The 18,243-nt window shown below is 49.5% G+C and carries 18 protein-coding genes and 1 pseudogene; 12 read left to right on the plus strand and 7 right to left on the minus strand.

Going from position 1 to position 18,243, the window contains the following annotated elements; translation table 11 throughout:
• Window positions 1-126: 126 nt before the first annotated feature.
• Window positions 127-414, minus strand: a pseudogene (locus tag PGL02S_RS12080) (TipAS antibiotic-recognition domain-containing protein); the annotation flags it as partial.
• Window positions 415-752: 338 nt separating this feature from the next.
• Between PGL02S_RS12080 and PGL02S_RS12085 the strand changes: the two are divergent.
• From PGL02S_RS12085 to htpG, 7 genes are all read left to right on the plus strand, one after another.
• On the plus strand, window positions 753-1,271 hold the full coding sequence (locus PGL02S_RS12085; RefSeq protein ID WP_006208474.1) for a TetR/AcrR family transcriptional regulator: 519 nt from the start codon (window positions 753-755) through the stop codon (window positions 1,269-1,271).
• 135 nt (window positions 1,272-1,406) lie between these two features.
• Window positions 1,407-2,363 carry an NAD-dependent epimerase/dehydratase family protein gene (locus PGL02S_RS12090; protein WP_036641021.1) on the plus strand — a complete coding sequence of 319 codons (957 nt, stop codon included), beginning with the start codon at window positions 1,407-1,409 and terminating at the stop codon, window positions 2,361-2,363.
• A 598-nt stretch (window positions 2,364-2,961) separates the two neighbouring features.
• The gene (locus PGL02S_RS12095; RefSeq protein ID WP_006208477.1) at window positions 2,962-3,429 is read left to right on the plus strand and encodes an RNA polymerase sigma factor; all 468 of its coding nucleotides are present in this window, start codon (window positions 2,962-2,964) and stop codon (window positions 3,427-3,429) included.
• Window positions 3,426-4,634, plus strand: a complete 1,209-nt coding sequence (locus PGL02S_RS12100; protein WP_036641023.1) for a hypothetical protein — start codon at window positions 3,426-3,428, stop codon at window positions 4,632-4,634. The genes PGL02S_RS12095 and PGL02S_RS12100 overlap by 4 nt, the downstream gene beginning before the upstream one ends.
• 18 nt (window positions 4,635-4,652) lie before the next feature.
• Complete coding sequence (locus PGL02S_RS12105) at window positions 4,653-4,850, plus strand: hypothetical protein (RefSeq protein WP_006208479.1); 198 nt, start codon at window positions 4,653-4,655, stop codon at window positions 4,848-4,850.
• A gap of 144 nt (window positions 4,851-4,994) precedes the next feature.
• A complete protein-coding gene (locus tag PGL02S_RS12110) occupies window positions 4,995-5,381 on the plus strand; it encodes an MFS transporter (protein WP_036641026.1) in 387 nt (128 codons plus the stop codon).
• Window positions 5,382-5,635: 254 nt separating this feature from the next.
• Window positions 5,636-7,513 carry a molecular chaperone HtpG gene (gene htpG / locus PGL02S_RS12115; RefSeq protein WP_036641029.1) on the plus strand — a complete coding sequence of 626 codons (1,878 nt, stop codon included), beginning with the start codon at window positions 5,636-5,638 and terminating at the stop codon, window positions 7,511-7,513.
• A gap of 121 nt (window positions 7,514-7,634) precedes the next feature.
• Here htpG and PGL02S_RS12120 read toward each other — a convergent pair whose 3' ends face one another.
• From PGL02S_RS12120 to PGL02S_RS12135, 4 genes are all read right to left on the minus strand, one after another.
• On the minus strand, window positions 7,635-8,261 hold the full coding sequence (locus tag PGL02S_RS12120) for a DUF3298 and DUF4163 domain-containing protein (RefSeq protein WP_036641031.1): 627 nt from the start codon (window positions 8,259-8,261) through the stop codon (window positions 7,635-7,637).
• Between the two features lie 98 nt (window positions 8,262-8,359).
• A complete protein-coding gene (locus tag PGL02S_RS12125) occupies window positions 8,360-9,511 on the minus strand; it encodes an MFS transporter (RefSeq protein WP_036641033.1) in 1,152 nt (383 codons plus the stop codon).
• A 42-nt stretch (window positions 9,512-9,553) separates the two neighbouring features.
• Entirely contained in the window at window positions 9,554-10,099 is a 546-nt protein-coding gene (locus PGL02S_RS12130; RefSeq protein ID WP_036641037.1) for a PadR family transcriptional regulator, read from the minus strand.
• A gap of 202 nt (window positions 10,100-10,301) precedes the next feature.
• The gene (locus PGL02S_RS12135; protein WP_036641039.1) at window positions 10,302-10,688 is read right to left on the minus strand and encodes a winged helix-turn-helix transcriptional regulator; all 387 of its coding nucleotides are present in this window, start codon (window positions 10,686-10,688) and stop codon (window positions 10,302-10,304) included.
• Window positions 10,689-10,937: 249 nt separating this feature from the next.
• On the opposite strand from PGL02S_RS12135, the gene PGL02S_RS12140 reads away from it, so the two are divergent.
• Window positions 10,938-11,486 (plus strand): NAD(P)H-dependent oxidoreductase, encoded by a 549-nt coding sequence (locus PGL02S_RS12140; protein WP_036641041.1) that lies wholly within the window; start codon window positions 10,938-10,940, stop codon window positions 11,484-11,486.
• 176 nt (window positions 11,487-11,662) lie between these two features.
• On the plus strand, window positions 11,663-11,875 hold the full coding sequence (locus PGL02S_RS12145; RefSeq protein ID WP_036641043.1) for a hypothetical protein: 213 nt from the start codon (window positions 11,663-11,665) through the stop codon (window positions 11,873-11,875).
• A gap of 16 nt (window positions 11,876-11,891) precedes the next feature.
• Here the strand turns inward: PGL02S_RS12145 and PGL02S_RS12150 are convergent, their stop codons facing one another.
• Window positions 11,892-12,956: a response regulator transcription factor gene (locus PGL02S_RS12150; protein ID WP_036641046.1), complete on the minus strand. Its 1,065-nt coding sequence runs from the start codon at window positions 12,954-12,956 to the stop codon at window positions 11,892-11,894.
• Window positions 12,934-14,802 carry a sensor histidine kinase gene (locus tag PGL02S_RS12155; protein ID WP_036641048.1) on the minus strand — a complete coding sequence of 623 codons (1,869 nt, stop codon included), beginning with the start codon at window positions 14,800-14,802 and terminating at the stop codon, window positions 12,934-12,936. Before PGL02S_RS12155 ends, PGL02S_RS12150 begins: the two co-directional genes overlap by 23 nt.
• A gap of 194 nt (window positions 14,803-14,996) precedes the next feature.
• Between PGL02S_RS12155 and PGL02S_RS12160 the strand changes: the two genes are divergently transcribed.
• From PGL02S_RS12160 to PGL02S_RS12170, 3 genes are read left to right on the plus strand one after another with little or no spacing between them, the layout of a single operon-like run.
• Entirely contained in the window at window positions 14,997-16,358 is a 1,362-nt protein-coding gene (locus PGL02S_RS12160) for an ABC transporter substrate-binding protein (RefSeq protein ID WP_036641049.1), read from the plus strand.
• Between the two features lie 29 nt (window positions 16,359-16,387).
• A complete protein-coding gene (locus tag PGL02S_RS12165) occupies window positions 16,388-17,353 on the plus strand; it encodes a carbohydrate ABC transporter permease (RefSeq protein ID WP_006208493.1) in 966 nt (321 codons plus the stop codon).
• Window positions 17,354-17,410: 57 nt separating this feature from the next.
• Window positions 17,411-18,235 (plus strand): carbohydrate ABC transporter permease, encoded by an 825-nt coding sequence (locus tag PGL02S_RS12170; protein WP_006208494.1) that lies wholly within the window; start codon window positions 17,411-17,413, stop codon window positions 18,233-18,235.
• Window positions 18,236-18,243: the final 8 nt, after the last annotated feature.

Genomic DNA, 18,243 nt, shown 5'->3' on the forward strand with positions numbered 1-18,243 from the left:
TGATAATGGGAACTGCGATTTATGGTGCCAGTACTTGTAAACAGTTCGTCAAGAGATACGGGAATCCTTCCCGATCGGGCGCAGCTTACGCAAAATTGGAGGATGAACAAGATAAGCAAAACTCCTCTATCCATGATCAATATGATGCAAGATAGCAGTATATAAATATTCGGCCAAGTCACCATCGCTGAATTGATTTATATAATTTTTGTAGCGATTATCGCGTGTATACGTATTTGCAATACATGTTAACATTTCAGAGTCACATACAATGGATTGTTCGAGACAGCTTTTCCATTCGATGATCAATTGCTGTACTTCATCAGAAGAAGGGGATTGATTCATACAGGATGCCATTTTTCTGAATATCTTCTCCATCTGCTGTTCAAATTCAGATAACAGGCTCGCTTTTTGAGGTCCTCCGCTTTAAAAAGGAATATTCAGTATGTTCCATTTTCCGATAAATGGAGCCACACTGGCTTGTCTGAATAACGCGACTTTTTTCTTCTTGTGGAGCATGTCAAAACTCTCGATATACTTGATCTGAGCGTAAGATTGCATTTCATTTTTTCACCTCTGTTTTAATTTAGTTTGAATGATGAACTACGACGTAGCGTGATGGTCAAGAAAAAGCTGTTGCGAAAATTAATTCGGCGATATATACTAAACTCAATAGTAATTGGTCAATCAATAATGAATGAATACAAGTGATGTTCAGAAGTTAAAGTTAAAGTGAAAGGGAGGTCGATATGATGGCCAGAGCTTCAACCTCTGTCAATCGGCGGAATGATATCGTGGCAGCAGCTATTGAGGTGTTTGCCGAGATCGGGTACTATCGCGCGACCACGGCTCAGGTAGCCGAGCGTGCGGCTATATCCCAGCCTTATGTCTATCGCTTCTTCACCAAGGAGTCACTGCTTGTAGAGTCGTTGTCTGTCTCCTGGAAGCGCATCGTGCAAGCATTTCAAGTGGTGATTGATTCATCTGCACCTGAGGAACTGGAATCGGGATTGATCCGGGCTTACGAAGGGATCATGCAATCCTATCGCAGTGAAATACTGCTGCAGATGCAGGCACAGACGATTCCGGATGCACCCATCCGCGAAGCGATGCAGCAGGGGATTAATGAGATACGGGATCTTGTTGGAAATGCCTTTGTGTCAGCAGGTTTTGAAGACGCAGATAAGAAAATCTCCGATTTTCTGGCGCGGGGCATGTTGTGTAATGCAGCCATGGCCATGGATATGCCGGATTTAATGCCCAAAAAATAAAGCATGCTCAGGCGCTTTTTTAGTGCCACACCGCGTATAATGGAAGTTGTGTGCGCGGTGCAGGAAGAGCATGATATTTTTCAGTAATTGTAATTGATCAATCAATAATATAACTGAATAAAAGGAGAGATTTATATGCAAAAAGCGATTGTATTGGGTGCAACAGGTGGCGTAGGAGCTCCATTGACAGCAGAGCTGATTGAGCGTGGAATCGAGACGGTAGCCTTCGGACGCTCCATGAAGAAACTGAATGAGCTGGCTGATCAACTGAACCATTCCCCTCTGCTCACATTGGAGACGGGGGATGCATTCAAACCGGAGGATATCATAAGGGCTGCTGGAGAAGCGGACATTATTTTTCACAGTGCCAATATTCCCTATCATGAGATGGAGTCCAGGCTGCTGCCACTAGGCGAGTCGGTGATGAAGGCAGCGGAGGAGACGGGAGCCAAGGTTGTGGTGGTGGATGGTATCTATCCTTACGGTCGCCGCTTAATGGAAAGGGCAACAGAAGAACACCCCAAGAAACCTCATACTCGCAAGGGCAAGGTGAGGCTGGCTTACGAGGAATTGATCTTCTCATCGCGGTGGCATAAGGCACGACCACTGATCGTACGGCTTCCCGACTATTACGGTCCCTCTGCCCAGGCATCCTATCTATCCGTGACCATGGAAGCCATTGCCGCAGGCAAGCCAACTGCGTTCGTAGGCAATATGAGGGTTCCCCGTGAATACGTTTATTTGCCGGATGCCGCACGGATGATCGTCGAGGTGGCGGCGAGGGAAGAATCCTACGGACAGAACTGGCATATTCCCGGACCAGACGTGATCTCGGGACATGAGCTGGTGCGGATTGCGCAGAGGGCTGTCGGGAAGCGGAAGGCGGTTATGCCGCTGGGGCGGATCGGGCTGTCCCTGATCGGGTTGTTCAATCCGGTGATGAAAGAGGTGGTAGAGATGCTGTATCTGACGGAGGAGCCCTTGGTGCTGAGCGGTGATAAATATGAGCGACAGATCGGCCCGATTTCCTGGACACCCCATGAGCTGGCTATCACGGAAACGATGCGTGGTTTAATGGAAAAGCGAGCATGAGGAATGACAAGTGAGAAGGAAGAAGGAAAATTGCATGAATTTTCAGAGGGGATAGGGGGGGGAGATACGGAGCTGCAGTGTTGCGATAACAGGCGGAGCAGATTTTTTAAAAAGTAATTGGTCAATCAATAAATTTATGTAAAATCATATAATACCTATTTCAGTTTAAGTTCATGTGCCTTTATAAGGAGGTGATTCGGGTGGCCAAACTTCAGCTCAAATTTATGGATGGTTTTTTTGTAGCGGTTATGCTGCTGTGTGCGCTCAGCTGGTGGGGCTAGAGGTAGTCAAGCTGGAAAGTTAGGGTGATCCGTAAACAAGAGGAGGGATACAGGGTGAAGGAAGAGATGAGTTCTATTTGGTTTTCTAAATACTCATTCATGCTGGGTATGGCAACTGTTCTGCTGGTGCTGTTCTCCATGTGGGATTAATTTTGTTGAAAAAGCGCTGACCGTCAACACGGTCAGCGCTTTTTTTATACGAAGACTCACAGCCGGCTCAATGCCGAATTAAATTTTTTTAAAGAAAATCCATCAGTTTCTTTTGCCCAAACGTTATATTAACAAGAAAGACAATTCGAAAAGTGAGAGGTTGGCTAATGGAAGTATGTGATCTCTATGAAAGCCTGAAGGACGACGTAACACGTTATGCCAGATCCATCGCCAAGCACGCTTATGAAGCAGACGATCTGGTTCAGGATGCCTTTATGAAGGCCCTCAAGGAACCAAATCTGGCGGACCTGCCCCTTCATAAGCAAAAGGCCTGGTTCTTCAGAGTCATCAAAAATCGCATGATCGATATTAGCCGACGGGAGAAGCGGCTTGTATCGTGGGAGGATGATCTGGATGCAGCGGTGCTTCCCGTTTCAAGCCGCAATATAGAGACGACCGAGTGGCTTGCCCGCTTGCCGCAATCACAAAGCGACATCGTATTTAAACGTTTTTGGCTCGGAATGTCCAGCCAGGAAATTGGAGAACAACTCGGAATGCCCGCAGCAACGGTTCGTTACAAATTGCAAACCGCCATCAAGAAATTAAGAAAAATATGGGAGGAAGATATGAAATGAGCAAAATGATTGGAAATGTAGGCATGCTGGATTTGACACAGGCAACGGAGGAAAGTGTAAAAAGCATTGAACGGATCGGCAACGTGGGCATCGTCATATACCGGGCAGAAACGGCGCACCTCCTGACGATGCTGAAGAATGCAGGCAATATCGGCAAAACGCTTGAAATTCCGGCAGGTCACCGTTATTACAACGGGACGCTGCGACTGAATGAGGAATATTTTAAGCAGCTGGATCACCCGGATCGTGTATTTGTTAATGGCACGGTTATCATCGACAAAGAAGTCTCCTTCGAGGCGTTCCAGAGCGGTAAGCTTCATCTGGTGGTCAACGGCGAGGTGTATACTCCCCAGCATCTGGCGGGTGTCGTTACCTCAGCGCTTCTTAAAGTTGGAGGAGCCAGCGCGGAGATTTACGCCTATCAGTATGAGCCCAGATTCGAGTCGGGAAAACTGAAACTGAACAATGCCTATCTGGCCTCCATCACCGACCCCATCAGTCTGGTAATGAGCGGAGTGCTGGAGCTGGATAAGGACCTGGATATGGAGCGTTTTGCAGCCGGGATTGACAGTCTTCGTATGAACGGCAAAGCGGTTATTCATGAGAGCCAATCCCCATATTTCTATGATAAAGCGAAGGCGATCAATGGTTCCTTGGAGGTTATCCCGACAGGCTTCGAATATGTAACCAAGCCATTGAGACTAAACGCAAGAACCATTCGCCGATTCAACGGCCACAAGTTCTACACCAAACAGCCGATCATTATGGAGGCTGATGTGACTCGTGATGCCTTCAGCCGTGCTATATCAGAGATACAGTCCACGTCATTCATCATATGCAGCGAGGATATCGAGGATTTGATATGGGAACGCTGCCCGAATCTGAATACCGAAATTTTAAGTTATGAGCAGTCTTTTATTTTCGTTAGCGGTGAGGAGACTTGGTCGAAGGATCAGCTGTTGGCTTTGGAACAGTCAGCAACCTTTATTGTAGATGGAACATTCATTCTTGATGACGATGTAACGGAGGACGATATTAAACATTCGATCTCATCGCTGGATCTCTTCGGAGATGTGGTTGTCGGGGAAAAAAGAATTAAAGGCATTTTGTACCCTTACCTTAGAGTGAACAATGGCAGTATTATAGTGAAGGGGACGGAAGAGGAGCTTGCGGGTATTGGTAATGTCGGAATGTTATCGTTATAAAGAGAAGAGGAATGAACCATGAATATTAATAATGAAGATATTGCCAAGCAGCATATTCTCGACCTCCGTCAGGAAGTGGAACGATGCCAGCTGGCAACAAAATGGAGTCTTACACGCAAGACGACAGACCACGCAACAGTGGCTGCGCGTAAAGCCGATGGAAAATGGAAGTCACTACTGGAAACCATCATCATGATGGGAAGAAGAATGCTCTAATCCGGTGTAACCGGTTGAGCAGGAAACCTATGTATACGGATAATCGTCGATGCGATGCGTGTCGGCGATTTTTGATTGCGAGGCAAACGGATCCTTTTGCAAAAAAAGTGAGTTCGAGCAGCTGTCCAGAGGCAGCTGTTTATTATGGTTACCTATTTACGTGTTCTTTCGGTATTCATCGTTAATATTTTGCTGTTTGCCGCTTTATCCATGATCCTGCCCGTGTGGCTGTTTGTAGCACTGTTCCTGCTTCGGGGCGGAGGTGTGACCATGCTGTCCAATCTGCTGGACAGTCTGCTGATGTCTGCGTTTCATGAACAGGAGCGGAATCTGTATGCCGGCATGAGATCGGTATTCCGGAGTTTAGGATCGTCCGGGGCAACGCTGGTTTCCGGCCTGATCCTGGCCCGGCAGGATTACCGGCTCCCCTTCCTGGCCACAGCCGGGGTGCTGCTGCTCTGCGGTCTGTATTACGTGTGGTGGATTCGTCCGGTCCTATCCAAGAGATTAAGCAGCAGTATGGAGCCGTGAATAAGAAGAGGCTGTCTAAAGGGTCGAATTGACCTTTTCAGGCGGCCTTTTTACGCTTACAGGGTTATTCCCGATATTCACATAGAAGTCCGGTGTTATGCTGATCGGCTGCCGTGTTCCTATTTTGTTCCGCAGAAAGTCTCCAAATATATTGACATCAAAAATTGGTACATGTTTAAATAGAAGAAGTGTTAGCACTCTTCTGACTAGAGTGCTAAATGAAACCTCGTTCAGATTGGAAGGGAGATTTTTTCATGGCGAAAAAACAGTTTAAAGCTGAGTCCAAACGGCTGCTCGAGATGATGATCAATTCCATCTATACGCAGCGTGAAATTTTTCTGCGTGAGCTGATTTCAAATGCCAGCGACGCGATTGACAAGATTTATTATAAAGCTCTGACCGACGACAACTTGACCTTTAACAAAGAAGATTACTACGTTAAGATTACCGCAGATAAAGCAAGCCGCACACTGACCATTACCGATACAGGGATCGGAATGACGAAGGAAGACCTGGAGAACAACCTCGGCGTCATCGCGAAGAGCGGATCCCTTGCGTTCAAGAGCGAGAATGAAGCGAAGGACGGCCACAACATCATTGGCCAATTCGGTGTCGGCTTCTATTCCGCGTTCATGGTTGCTGATGTGGTTACCGTGACAAGCCGAGCCCTCGGCAGCGACGAAGCGTTCAAGTGGGAATCCGAAGGTGCGGAAGGGTATACCCTAACACCGGCTGAGAAGGAATCCATCGGAACCGAGATCGTGCTGAAGATCAAAGAGAATACGGAAGACGATCAGTATGATGAATATTTGGAAGAATACCGCCTGAGAGCCATCGTTAAGAAGTACTCCGACTTCATCCGCTATCCGATCAAGATGGACGTGAAAACGCAGCGTCCTAAGGAGGATGCCGAGAACGAGTTCGAGGAAGTTCAGGAAGAGCAGACCATCAACAGCATGGTGCCGATCTGGCGCAAGAACAAGGGCGAGCTGACGGACGCCGATTATGAGAATTTCTACAACGAGAAGCGTTACGGCTTCGATAAACCGCTGAAGCACATCCATGTCAAAGCGGACGGTGCCGTTGTATACAATGCGATTTTGTTTATTCCCGAGAATACGCCTTTCGATTATTACACCAAGGAATACGAGAAGGGGCTTGAGCTCTATTCCAATGGTGTCCTGATCATGGACAAGTGCGGCGACCTGCTGCCGGATTATTTCAGCTTCGTGAAGGGGATGGTCGATTCGGAGGATCTATCTCTGAACATCTCCCGCGAGATGCTCCAGCATGATCGTCAGCTGACACTGATTGCGAAGAACATCAAGAACAAGGTGAAGGGCGCGCTGCAAAGCATGCTGAAAGACGAGAGAGAGAATTATGAGAAATTCTTTGAATCTTTTGGCAGAGGCTTGAAATTCGGCGTCTACAATGACTACGGCATGAACAAGGAAGATCTTCAGGATCTGCTGCTGTTCACGTCTTCCCAAGAGAAGAAGCTGGTCTCGCTGGATGAGTATGTATCGAGAATGCCGGAGGATCAAAAATATATCTATTATGCGTCCGGCGATTCCATTGACCGGATCGAGAAGCTTCCGCAGACGGAAATGGTGCTGGATAAAGGCTATGAAATTCTGTACTTCACCGACGATGTGGATGAGTTTGCCATCAAGATGCTCATGAAATACAAGGAGAAGGAATTCAAATCGGTATCGAGCGGGGATCTTGGCATTGATTCAGAGGCCGACAAGCAAGAGAACGAAGCTGAAGAAAGCGACAACAAGGAGCTCTTTGAAGCCATGGGCGGCCTCTTGGCTGGCAAGGTGAAATCCGTTAAAGCCTCCAAACGCCTGAAATCCCATCCGGTATGCCTGTCCACAGAGGGCGATGTATCCATTGAGATGGAGAAAATATTGAAGGCAATGCCGAACGGACAGGATATCCAGGCAGACAAGGTGCTGGAGATCAACACAAACCACGAGGTGTTTACATCCCTGAAAGCACTGCAGGGGGATCAGGACAAGCTGAAGCTGTACACGAATCTGCTCTATAATCAGGCGCTGCTGATCGAAGGCTTGCCGATTGCCGATCCGGTGGAATTCACGAATGACATTTGCAAAATCATGGTGTAAGCAGCGAAAGCGAACGACCATGAGATGATAACAGACAAACCCGAGACTCTGGTGTAAGGTGCCAGGGATTCGGGTTTGTTTTTTTGACTTGCTCCCGATTGTGCTGTGCAGATCGCTATTGTTACACCACATCCGCCGCAAGATCCGATAACAATCCGTTCTCAGGTGCCATGCCCAACAGGTCGTAGACCGAGATCGGGAACATCGGAAAACCGACGTAGTAAGGCGTGATGGCATAAAGCGGATAGAAGAGGACCAGTGATTTATCGGCCAGATAGAAGTCCTGATTCGGGGACACGGTAATCGGGGTGCCCTCCAGTACAGGAAGGTTGCGTGCCTTGATTTGACGGTTCACCTCGGCCGCCAATACGGCTTGATAATTGGAGTCCGGACGGAACAGGTCGGATAAGGCATAGGATTTTCCAGTGAATGTGGAGAAGGTAAGTGCTCTTGTCACCGTATAACCGTGGGCCATAGGCTCGGAGTAGGTGTAGTTGGTCAGAACAAGGCTAAGAATGCCGCGCTCATTCGTTTTAATCTCAAAAGTTCCGGTAGTCTGCGGATGGGTTCCCGTCTGGACCTGCTGCTGGGCATGCTGCATATCCTGGATTTGCTGCAGTATAGTCCGGTTGATAACGTCCTCCACCTGCCGATTCGCGAGGCCGTATACTTGCGGATAATGAATAACAAGGCCGGGCGCCGTATGCGTGAGGGTATGGATATTCACCGGTGGTACATATTGAGCCATGCGTACAATCGCTCCAATCTAACATGAGTTATGTTAGCCTATTCGGAAGCGGGTGCGGAGGTTACGGGTACAAGAGAGAATGAACGGGCGCGGCACCCTTAGGTTTTTTCCACGTCTGTAGGCTTGAGCAGTCGTCTCACAAAGATTGTGAAAATCGCCAAGGAAACGACGACAGAGGCTGCGGTTACGGAGAACAGATACGTATAGCCTATATGCTCGGATACCAGGCCCAGGAGGATGGCGCCTAGTCCGATACCAAGATCGAAAGCCGTCATGAAAGAGGCGTTGGCTGCACCTCTTCGATGCGCTGGAGCAATGCGGAGCGTGGCTGCTTGAAGTGCAGGCTGGGCCGAGCCGAAGCCGATACCGTACAGGATTGCGGCTGTAACCAGTCCAGGTAATCCGCTTGACAAACTTAAGACAACCAGGGCTGCCGCCGTGATAATAAGGGATGGAATGATGATGAATGCTTCTCCGAAACGGTCTGACAGCTTCCCGGCAAAGGGCCGAATCAGGGTAAGTGCGATTGCATATACGAGGAAAAAAGTTCCCGGATTGACCCGGATGGAATCTGCAAACAGCGGGAGAAAGGTTGTGATTCCGCCATATGCGACAGCCAGGAAAAAGATTGCAGCCGTGACAGGAAGAACGGATTTCTCGACCAGTTGAATCCGCCCAGCACTGGGTTTAGCTTCATAAGGAACCCTGGTCATATAGGCCAATATGAGCGCGATGAGGGATAGCCCGGCCGCAATCAGGAACAAGGTCCGAAAGGAATATCCACCCACGATATACGTGCCCAGTAAGGGGCCGATCGCCATCGCAACCGTCATTGCCATTCCATACCACCCCATGCCTTCCCCGCGTCGGGAGGCCGGGATTAAATCCGTAATGACCGTTCCGATGGCGGTTGTCGAGAAAGCCCAACTCGCACCGTGCAGGATTCGCAGCGCAAGCAGCAGCAGGATGCTGCCAACCCAATCGTAGAGATACATCGAGAGGACAAACAATAGAAGGCCCCAAATATAAAATATCCTTCTGCCGTACCGGTCCACTAGTCCCCCGACAATCGGGCGAAAGACAACCGCCGTCAGCGTGAACGCACCGGCCGCCAATCCAACCTGGGATTCCGAGCCGCCCAAGTGCTTGATATAGAGGGGGAGCGTGGGCAGCAGCAGATAGAAGCCCGTAAACAGAAATAACATCCCGATTGTCATCTGAATGAACGACTTCGTCCATAAACGTTCCATTCCTTATTCCTCCTCATATTGAATTTCTGCTAAGGCTGACCCCTATTCTTCGGTGGATTTAACAGCCTCGATTTCTTGTCTGATCCACTCAATATTCGTTAGCCCCATTTGCCTCCGATGATCCAGTACTCTCATCAATTGAAGCCGCTGCTTCTCAGGCTCAGGCTTGTAAAACGTGATCTCGGCTTCAAATTCCGTCACATGTTTCAGATTGGTTTCGAGATAAGTCAAATACTGCTCCAGGCAGGCCAATCGGATTTCCTTCGGAACATACCGGAAATACACCATTTTGAAATGGAAATGGTGCTCCGTATCCATGTTGAATTCCAGCGGCTTCTCCATGAGCTCCAGGAATTTTTGCTGCCCGGCATCGGTGATCTGATAGATTTTTCGGGGGCGCTTCCCTCCGCCGGTTTCGTCGAGCTTAAGATGGATCCATCCGTTATCCACCATGCGGGAGAGCAGAGGGTACAGCGTGCCGGAACTGATCTGGCGGTAGGGTCCGCCCGCATTTTTAAGAATTTCCTGAAGCATGTATCCGTGCTTATCACCTGTCACCAATTCACCTAATACAAAAAGCTCATACATCTGAGTTCCTCCAATTATATATCGTTACGACATAAATATATATCGTAACGATATATAAAGCAATACTTGGAAGAAAAAAATTTTTTGAATATCTGCTCTTGAAACAGCAGATAAAGCCGCTCCCTTCGGGACCGGCTTTATCCATTCTCCATTCCCTCCCTATGCCAAGATGGAGTCCATCTCGCATGTAAGGGGGCTGCGTTTACAGTCCGCCCGCATTTTTCTCATGGCTGTCATCCCTTTGCCGGTTTACACGGCCGATATAATCCAAATGCTGAAATCCCCAGGTGCACATGTCTGCCAGAACGCTGTCCAAGGTTTTCCCATGGTCGGAGATGGAGTACTCCACCTTGGGCGGAATCTCCTGATATACCTTGCGTACAATGAGCCCATCCTGTTCCAGTTCACGAAGCTGATTCGTAAGCATGCCTTGGGTAACGCCTGGAAGCATACGCCTGAGCTCTCCGAACCGCTTGGTTCCGTCCTGCAGCAGTATAAACAGAATCAGCGGCTTCCACTTGCCGCCTATTAATTGCAGCGTGGTCAGTATGCCTTTGGTTTTAAACTCCTCATGACTCGTTGTTCTCATATTCTCATCTCCCAGCGGAAGTCCGTATTTGATCATTGGATAGGCTTGATGGTTGATACTTTAGCATAGTATCCGGTTTAAACCCAGTACTATTCTTTATCATACTTAGTACGTTTTTTCGTACTATGCATGGCATGAATATGTACGATGAACCGGACTAAGTACATAAAAAGAGCGTACTTTTCAAAGCTGCCAATCCGAAACATAATGGGGGTGTCAAACAAACCAAACCGGACAGGAGAACTGATTATGAAAATTATGGTGATTGTGGCTCATCCGAATCTAGAGAACTCGCGTGCCAATCGCGCCTTGATGCAGCAAGCCAAGCAGAATACAAATGGAAATGTAGATATTCGGGATCTTTATAAGGAGTATCCGGACTGGAATATTGATATCGAGCGGGAGCAGCAGCTTATTCTCCAGTATGATCGGGTGGTGTTCCAATTTCCGTTTTACTGGTACAGCTGCCCGCCCCTGCTGAAGAAATGGTTCGATGACGTGCTCACCTTCGGGTGGGCGTTCGGACCGGAAGGCAACAGTCTGAGGGGGAAGGAATTTATGCTGGCGACCACGGCGGCAGGCTTGGAACAAGGGTATCGTGCAGGTGGCGACAATTGGTATACCGCCAGTGAACTGCTGCGTCCGATTCAAGCCACGTTGAACCGGTGCAAAGTGAATTATCTGCCTGCATTCGTGGCGTATAACGTCGATCGGATAAGTGACGAAGTACTTCAGGCAGAGGCTCACAGGTATGCGGACCAGTTACTTGCACCGGCCATTGTGGAGAGTCGATATTAAGACACGCGTGAACAATAACGGATAGAACATGGGCTCTTGCCAACTCAAACGATGAAGGGCATGATAGAGTCACAGGATATGATCTGAAGCAATGCCTATGCGTTTTTGGAGCAGTCCATACGGTTTGGGATCGAAATTCCTGGCACACACTTACAGCGCTTTCAGGAGGGTCCATCATGACGATTGATGAGGCCATTCATTTGGAGTCCTATGATGAGCAGTGGGCGGAATGGTTTATCGATGAACAGCAGGCGTTAGTCAGCGAGATCAAACGAAGGATCGTTTCACAAGGGGCCCGGAGCCTGCTCCAATATTCCGACGAGAAGAATGCGTTTGTTGAGCAGCTTCTTGTCAGGGCTGAAAGATGGATGAACGGGAGAACAAGCTGAAGAAGCACCCGCCGTCTCATTTTCCTCCATTCATGGCCTTACATTGTTTTCGGTATTCGGATGGTGTAAGGCCATGATATTTTTTAAATGTTTTGCTGAAATGGACATAGTCCGAGAAGCCGACACGATAGGCCGTTTCCTGAGCGGATAGCTCAGGCTCCGCAAGCAGTTCCCTCGCTTTTTCCATACGGATCTGGACCAGGTATTTCACAAAGTTCATATTTGTTTCATTCTTGAAGGTACGGCTTAAATACGTCACCGACATCCCCAGTGAGTCTGCCACCTCCTGCAAGGACAAATCCTCCATCGCGTAGTTCTCCTCAATGTATCGCTTGGCTTTCACAATATTGTGGTGAGCGCCAAGATTTCTGGAGCCCTTAATTAACTCAAGCATTTCCTGAATCTTCTCTGTCATTTGACGGCGGCAGGCAGCACGGTCATCCTGCGACCACGGGTGCTCGCCGATTGTCATACCCAGCACCAGGCCGCGTTCTTCAAGCGCAGACAGCAACTCCTGCATCAGCATAGGGGCATACTGTGATAAGCTGACTCCAACAGGTCCCATCGTTTCAAAATGGGTGACCATTTCATCGGTTAGTTCCAAGGCATCCTGTTCCTCAACAGACCACAGCAGCTCAGCAAGCCTGGTTTTGTATCGCTGCTGTGCAAGCGTCCATTCCGTTTGCCGGGAGAAACTCGCCTTTCGGTTATCGAGTTCCTTGCAGGCACGTTTAAGTGTCGTATGGAACTGTTCCGGATCGATGGGCTTCAGCAGGAAATCCGACACGCCGTAGCGTATGGCCTGACGTGCAAATTCGAAATTATCGTGACCGGACAAAATAATGAACTGCATGTGTGCATGAGTTTCTCTGACCCGGCGGATAAATTCCAGTCCGTCCATTTCAGGCATGCAAATGTCGGTTACGATCAGATCCGGCCGGCTGTCCTCGAGCATCTGAAGCGCCTCAGCCCCGTCTTCCGCCTCTCCCGTGATCTCAACCTGGAGACCGGACCTTTCGACAAGCTTTCGCATACTCAAATGAATGGCATATTCGTCGTCAATCATCATTAACCGGTACATGATGTGCCTCCTCGCTAGTCATATATGGCAGCCTGACTTCAAACCGGGTGCCTTCATCAGGCACGGACTGCACAAGGTGCAAGCCATATTCCGCACCGAAGGTAAGCTGCAGTCGTTGATGGACGTTCAGGAGACCGATTCCGCTGGTGGGTTCCTCCCCCTCGTTGCTCCGTAATTCGTCTTCCGGATTCTCGGGAGTTTGCAGGATGCCTCTTATATGCCGTCTCTTCTCCGCATTCATCCCAATCCCCTTATCTTGAATCACGACGGCAAAATAGTGTCCCTCCGCACGGGTGCTAATCCCGAGGTAGCGGGGTTTCTTACCGCGGTATCCGTGGATGAACACATTCTCTATGATCGGCTGCAGCGTGAGCCTGACGGCCTTCACGCGATCCAAGTCTTGTTCATCCACATCTATATCGATCTGCAGTTTGCGGAACCGGGCACTTTGAAGATCCAGATAAAACTGGACATGCCTCATCTCCTCCCGGAGCGGCACAACCGATCCGGCATGGCCGATATTGTAACGGAACATGTGGGCAAGCGCCCGCGTCATGCGGCTGATATCCATATGATCATCCGCGATGGCATATGAATTAATAATCTCCAGTGAATTGTACAAGAAATGCGGATTGATGTGGGATTGCATGGAGCGGAGCTCGGATTCCTTCTGCCTGATCATAAGCTCCCGTTCCTTCAGCCGGGAATCGTGAACCTCCCGGATGAGCCGCTTCAATTCTCCCGTCATGCTGTAGAAACTCTGGAATACGGCAGTCATTTCATGGTTGCGGAACCGGTTCATTTTGGTAGGAAGAACAAAATCGCCCCGCTCAACACGCGCCATTAATTTTTGCAGCATGGAGAGCGGCCTTGTCAAGGATAAGGAGAAACCGCCTACAAGCGCCAATGCAATAATCATAAGCATAGCTGCGGCGGCAAGCGAGTAATTGCGCTGGGTGATCAATCCGCCGATAAGGTTGTTCAGCGGCAGGTCGGCGACGACCGTCCAGCCGGTGATCTGAGAGCGTTCATGCAGAACCATTTTTTCAGTGCTGGAGGCTGCGTCTTGATGACGGAAGAAGGAAGAGTTCTGGTTCTGAATACGTGCAAACAGCCCCTGTTCGACGATGGACCCAACCAGATTCGAGTCTGGATGGTAGATGACCTGTCCGCCTCTGCCCATAATCCAGACGTCAAAGCCGCCCAGTGAATCGTTGGAGCAGATTGCCCCGATTTGCTTCAGGTTAAGATCAACAATCAACAGGCCTTTATAGAGAAATGAGGAGTTGTCGTACAGCTTTCGTGCTACGGTAAGGGCAGGGGTTTTTCCTACCCGGCTGAGGCCGATGATCTGGAAATCGCTGAATTGGTCCAGTTGTGCCTGGAAGGATAGATTGCGTTTGCGGATTTCACTCATATCAAGCAGTCCGGGCGCACTTTCGTAATCGGTGATTTGCCGCTTGTTATCGGCGACAAGCGAGATGCCAATGATGTCGGACCGGCCGTAAATCATCTGGGCGAACAAGTCGTTCTCCACTTTAGTGGCAAGCTGAAAGTAGGCATACGGTGTGAGCTGGCTGGTCGAGAGAAATTGCTGGATCTGCGGGTTATGGATAAAGGGATAGGTGGAATTCTCCAGATTGGATATGTAGGAATCCAGAGACACATTCGTTTGCTCGATAATGCGTTTGTTCGCGCCAGCGGCAAACTGTTCAATCGCCTCAGTAGAAGACTGGTACCAGAAGCTGCCCAGCAGAAAGAAAGGAAGGCCGATGAAGAGGATGATCAGAACGAACAAGCGTTGATTAATGGTCAGATTACCGATGGATATTCCTTGGATGTTCATCGTTCTTCCGCCTTCCTGGCATTGAAGTAGGGAATGTAAGGAACATTGTAGCAAAAAAACACAAGTTGTAAATAAAAATACATGATGCCGCAGCAAGAAATCACAAGTGGGCTAAGAAAGCACATGGGCGCTGCCGATACTTATCAACTACAATCTCATTAATCCATTTCAATTGAATCAGGGGGCGAGGATTTGTGAAAAAGAGAAAAGGGTTCTACAGCTGGTTAACGGCCTTATTGCTGATATCCATGATTGCTAGCGGTTGCAGCAGTGGCAGTGAAGGAAAAAGCGGGACATCGGCTCCCGGTACCGGAGGCGACGATGGGAAGAAAGTCGAAATCCTGCTCGGATATTATTCCAGCGACAGCTCCGATGCCAAGATGAAGGAGCTGATCGAACAGTTCGAGAAGCAGCATCCGAACATTAAGGTGAAGACGCAAAGCGCGCCTTACGGCCAGTTCTATCAGAAGCTGGATACGCAGATTGCCGCCGGTCAAGCACCGGATGTGTGGCTCTCCGACGGTGTATACGTGATGAAATATGCCCAACGCGGCGCGGCCAAGGATCTGACCGATTGGATAGCCAAGGATCTGAAGGCGGATGAATATTACGGTCTCGATTTCAACAAGGACGCAGACGGGCGCTATTGGGGCGTACCGCAGGGCATTCAGGTTGGCGTTCTGTTCTACAACAAGGATCTGTTTGATAAAGCAGGGGTCGCGTATCCTTCGGATGAGTGGACCTGGGAGGACCTGAAATCATCGGCTGCCAAGCTGACGGTGGATGCGGGCGGAAAAACGGCCGAGGACAGCGGTTTTGACGCCGCAAGTGTCAACCAGTTCGGACTTACCTTCTTCAGCATTACCGAAGGCTGGTTCTCCGTGATGAAATCCTACGGCGGCGGTGCTCTTGATGAGAAGGCGGAGAACTCCATCATCCATTCACCCGAGAACAAGCAGGCGTTTGAATGGATGGTTGACGGCATGCAGCGCGGAATCATTACGGATCCGGTAGATCTGAAGAGCTTCCAGAGCAATACCGCCGTATTTCCAAGTGGATCGGCTGCCATGCGGATCGGCATTTACGCCCGGGTGCAGGCAGCGAATGAAGCGGGCCTGAATTATGATGTAGCGCTCCTGCCTAAGGGTCCGGACGGGAAGCGGGTATCTCCGGTGATTGCGAATTCATGGGTCATTAATCAGAAGTCCGGTGAGGAAAAAGCGGCGGCTGCCTGGGAATGGATTAAATACTGGGCTACGGAGGACGAGGTGCAGAAGCAATGGACCGAGCTTGGCGAAGCCGTGCCGGTGAAGAAATCCGTAGCGGAATCCGAAGTGTTCCTGAAGGCCGGAGAACAGCCGGCTAACCGCCAGGCATTCCTGGATAGTCTGGAGTTCGCGCAGACGCTCGACAACAATGCGGTGTGGGAAGAATGGGTCGGCAAATTCAATGAGAATGCGGAGCGTGCTTTCCTGGGCGATACTGGAATCGATCAAGCTTTAAGTGATGCGGACGCAGCTGTTCAAGCGGTCCTCGATGATTTCTATAAAAAATAGAACAAGGCTGGAAGAAAGGCGGGAGTGAAATGGGCAATATGCTAAACGACAATGCAGCACTCAAAGCCGATCCGATGCCGAAAGGAAAGCCCGCCCGAAAACGGAAATGGGATCATGAGGGGAGATGGGGGCTGCTTATGGCTTCCCCCTATCTTCTCCACTTTATTATTTTTGTGGCGGGTCCTCTCGCTGCATCCCTGTACTTCAGCTTTTCCGATTACGATATGCTGAATCCGCCCGAGTGGAGCGGACTGGACAATTTCCGGCGCATGGCTGGCGACTCGATGTTCTGGCGTTCGTTATGGAACACACTGTATTTTGCGGTCCTGTTCGTGCCGCTTCAGACCTTCCTGGCGCTTGTGCTGGCCGTAGCGCTGAACCAGCGCTTGAAAGGGCTTAAATGGTTTCGAATGGCCCACTTTATTCCGGTCATATCCTCATGGACCGTCATCCTGTACGTTGCTGATGCCGTATTTAACCCTCGCTTCGGTCTGGCGAACACACTGCTTGCCAAGCTGGGGCTGGCGGGGCAAGGCTGGCTGCAGGACCCGAAACTCGCCATTCCGCTGCTCGTTTTCATCGCGGTCTGGAAAGGGATCGGTTATATCATGGTCATTTATCTGGCAGGTCTGCAGAGCGTTCCCGGGGATTTGTACGAAGCCGCAGAGATAGATGGTGCAGGGGCTTTGCGCAAATTCCGCTATATTACGGTGCCGTTGATCTCGCCAACGACCTTCCTGGTTGTTATCATGAGTACGATCTCCACGTTCCAAGCGTTTGAGCAGATTTACGTGTTGACTGGCAGAGGGGACATCAGCTCGGCGGGAGGTCCGAACAACTCCAGTCTGGTGATGATGCTGTATTTATACCGGGAAGGCTTCACATTTATGCGTATGGGTTATGCTTCCGCCATCGCCTGGGTGCTGTTCATGATTTTGTTCCTGTTGACGCTGGTACAGCTTAGAGCCCAGAAGAAGTGGGTGCATTATGATTGATCGAGTTGACAAGAGAACGCATCAGGGGAACAGCGCCAGAGCGAAGGAGGGACATGAATGAGAAAAAAGCTGCTGGGAAAGAGTTTCGGATATGTACTGATCGGGATCAGCTCCCTGATCATGATCGTGCCGTTTCTGTCGGCGCTCATGAATTCACTTAAAACCTATAAGGAATATACAACGGTTCCGCCTCGCTGGATCCCCGAGGTGTTCCAGTGGTCCAATTACGCGGACGTGTTCAAGCTGGGGAACATTGGCGGATATACGCTAAACAGCATCTTTGTCGCGTTATTGTCTGTTATCGGCGCCCTGATCTCCTGCTCTATGGTCGGTTTTGCATTTGCGAGACTGCGCTTTCCGCTGAAAAGCGCGCTGTTCGTGCTGGTGCTCGGCACGATGATGATTCCGGCGGTCGTAATCATCATCCCGCACTTTATTATTTTTAATAAGCTGAACATGCTGGATACCCTCACGCCGCTGTGGATCATCGAATGGCTGGCTCAGCCGTTTGGTATTTTCCTCATGAGGCAGGCTTTCATGAATATACCTAAAGAGTATGAGGAAGCGGCCAAGATGGAGGGCTGCAATCCGTTCCAGATTTATATGCGGATTTTTATTCCGATGGCCAGGCCCACGCTTGCGACGCTAGCGATCTTTACGTTCATGGGCAAGTGGAACGAGATTCTGACACCTGTCATTTATTTGACCTCCAATGAGAAGTATACGCTTCCCATCGGAATTCTCTCCTTATCCGGACAGTGGACCGGGAATGAGCAGCTTATGATTGCGGCAGCACTGGTCAGCCTGGTTCCGATCCTGCTGGTCTTCCTGTTTGCCGAGAAATATTTTGTACAGAACCACAACATGGCCGGGATTAAATAATAGTGTTC

The sequence above is a fragment of the Paenibacillus glucanolyticus NBRC 15330 genome (assembly GCF_004000885.1).
GTDB classification, from domain to species: domain Bacteria; phylum Bacillota; class Bacilli; order Paenibacillales; family Paenibacillaceae; genus Paenibacillus_AQ; species Paenibacillus_AQ glucanolyticus.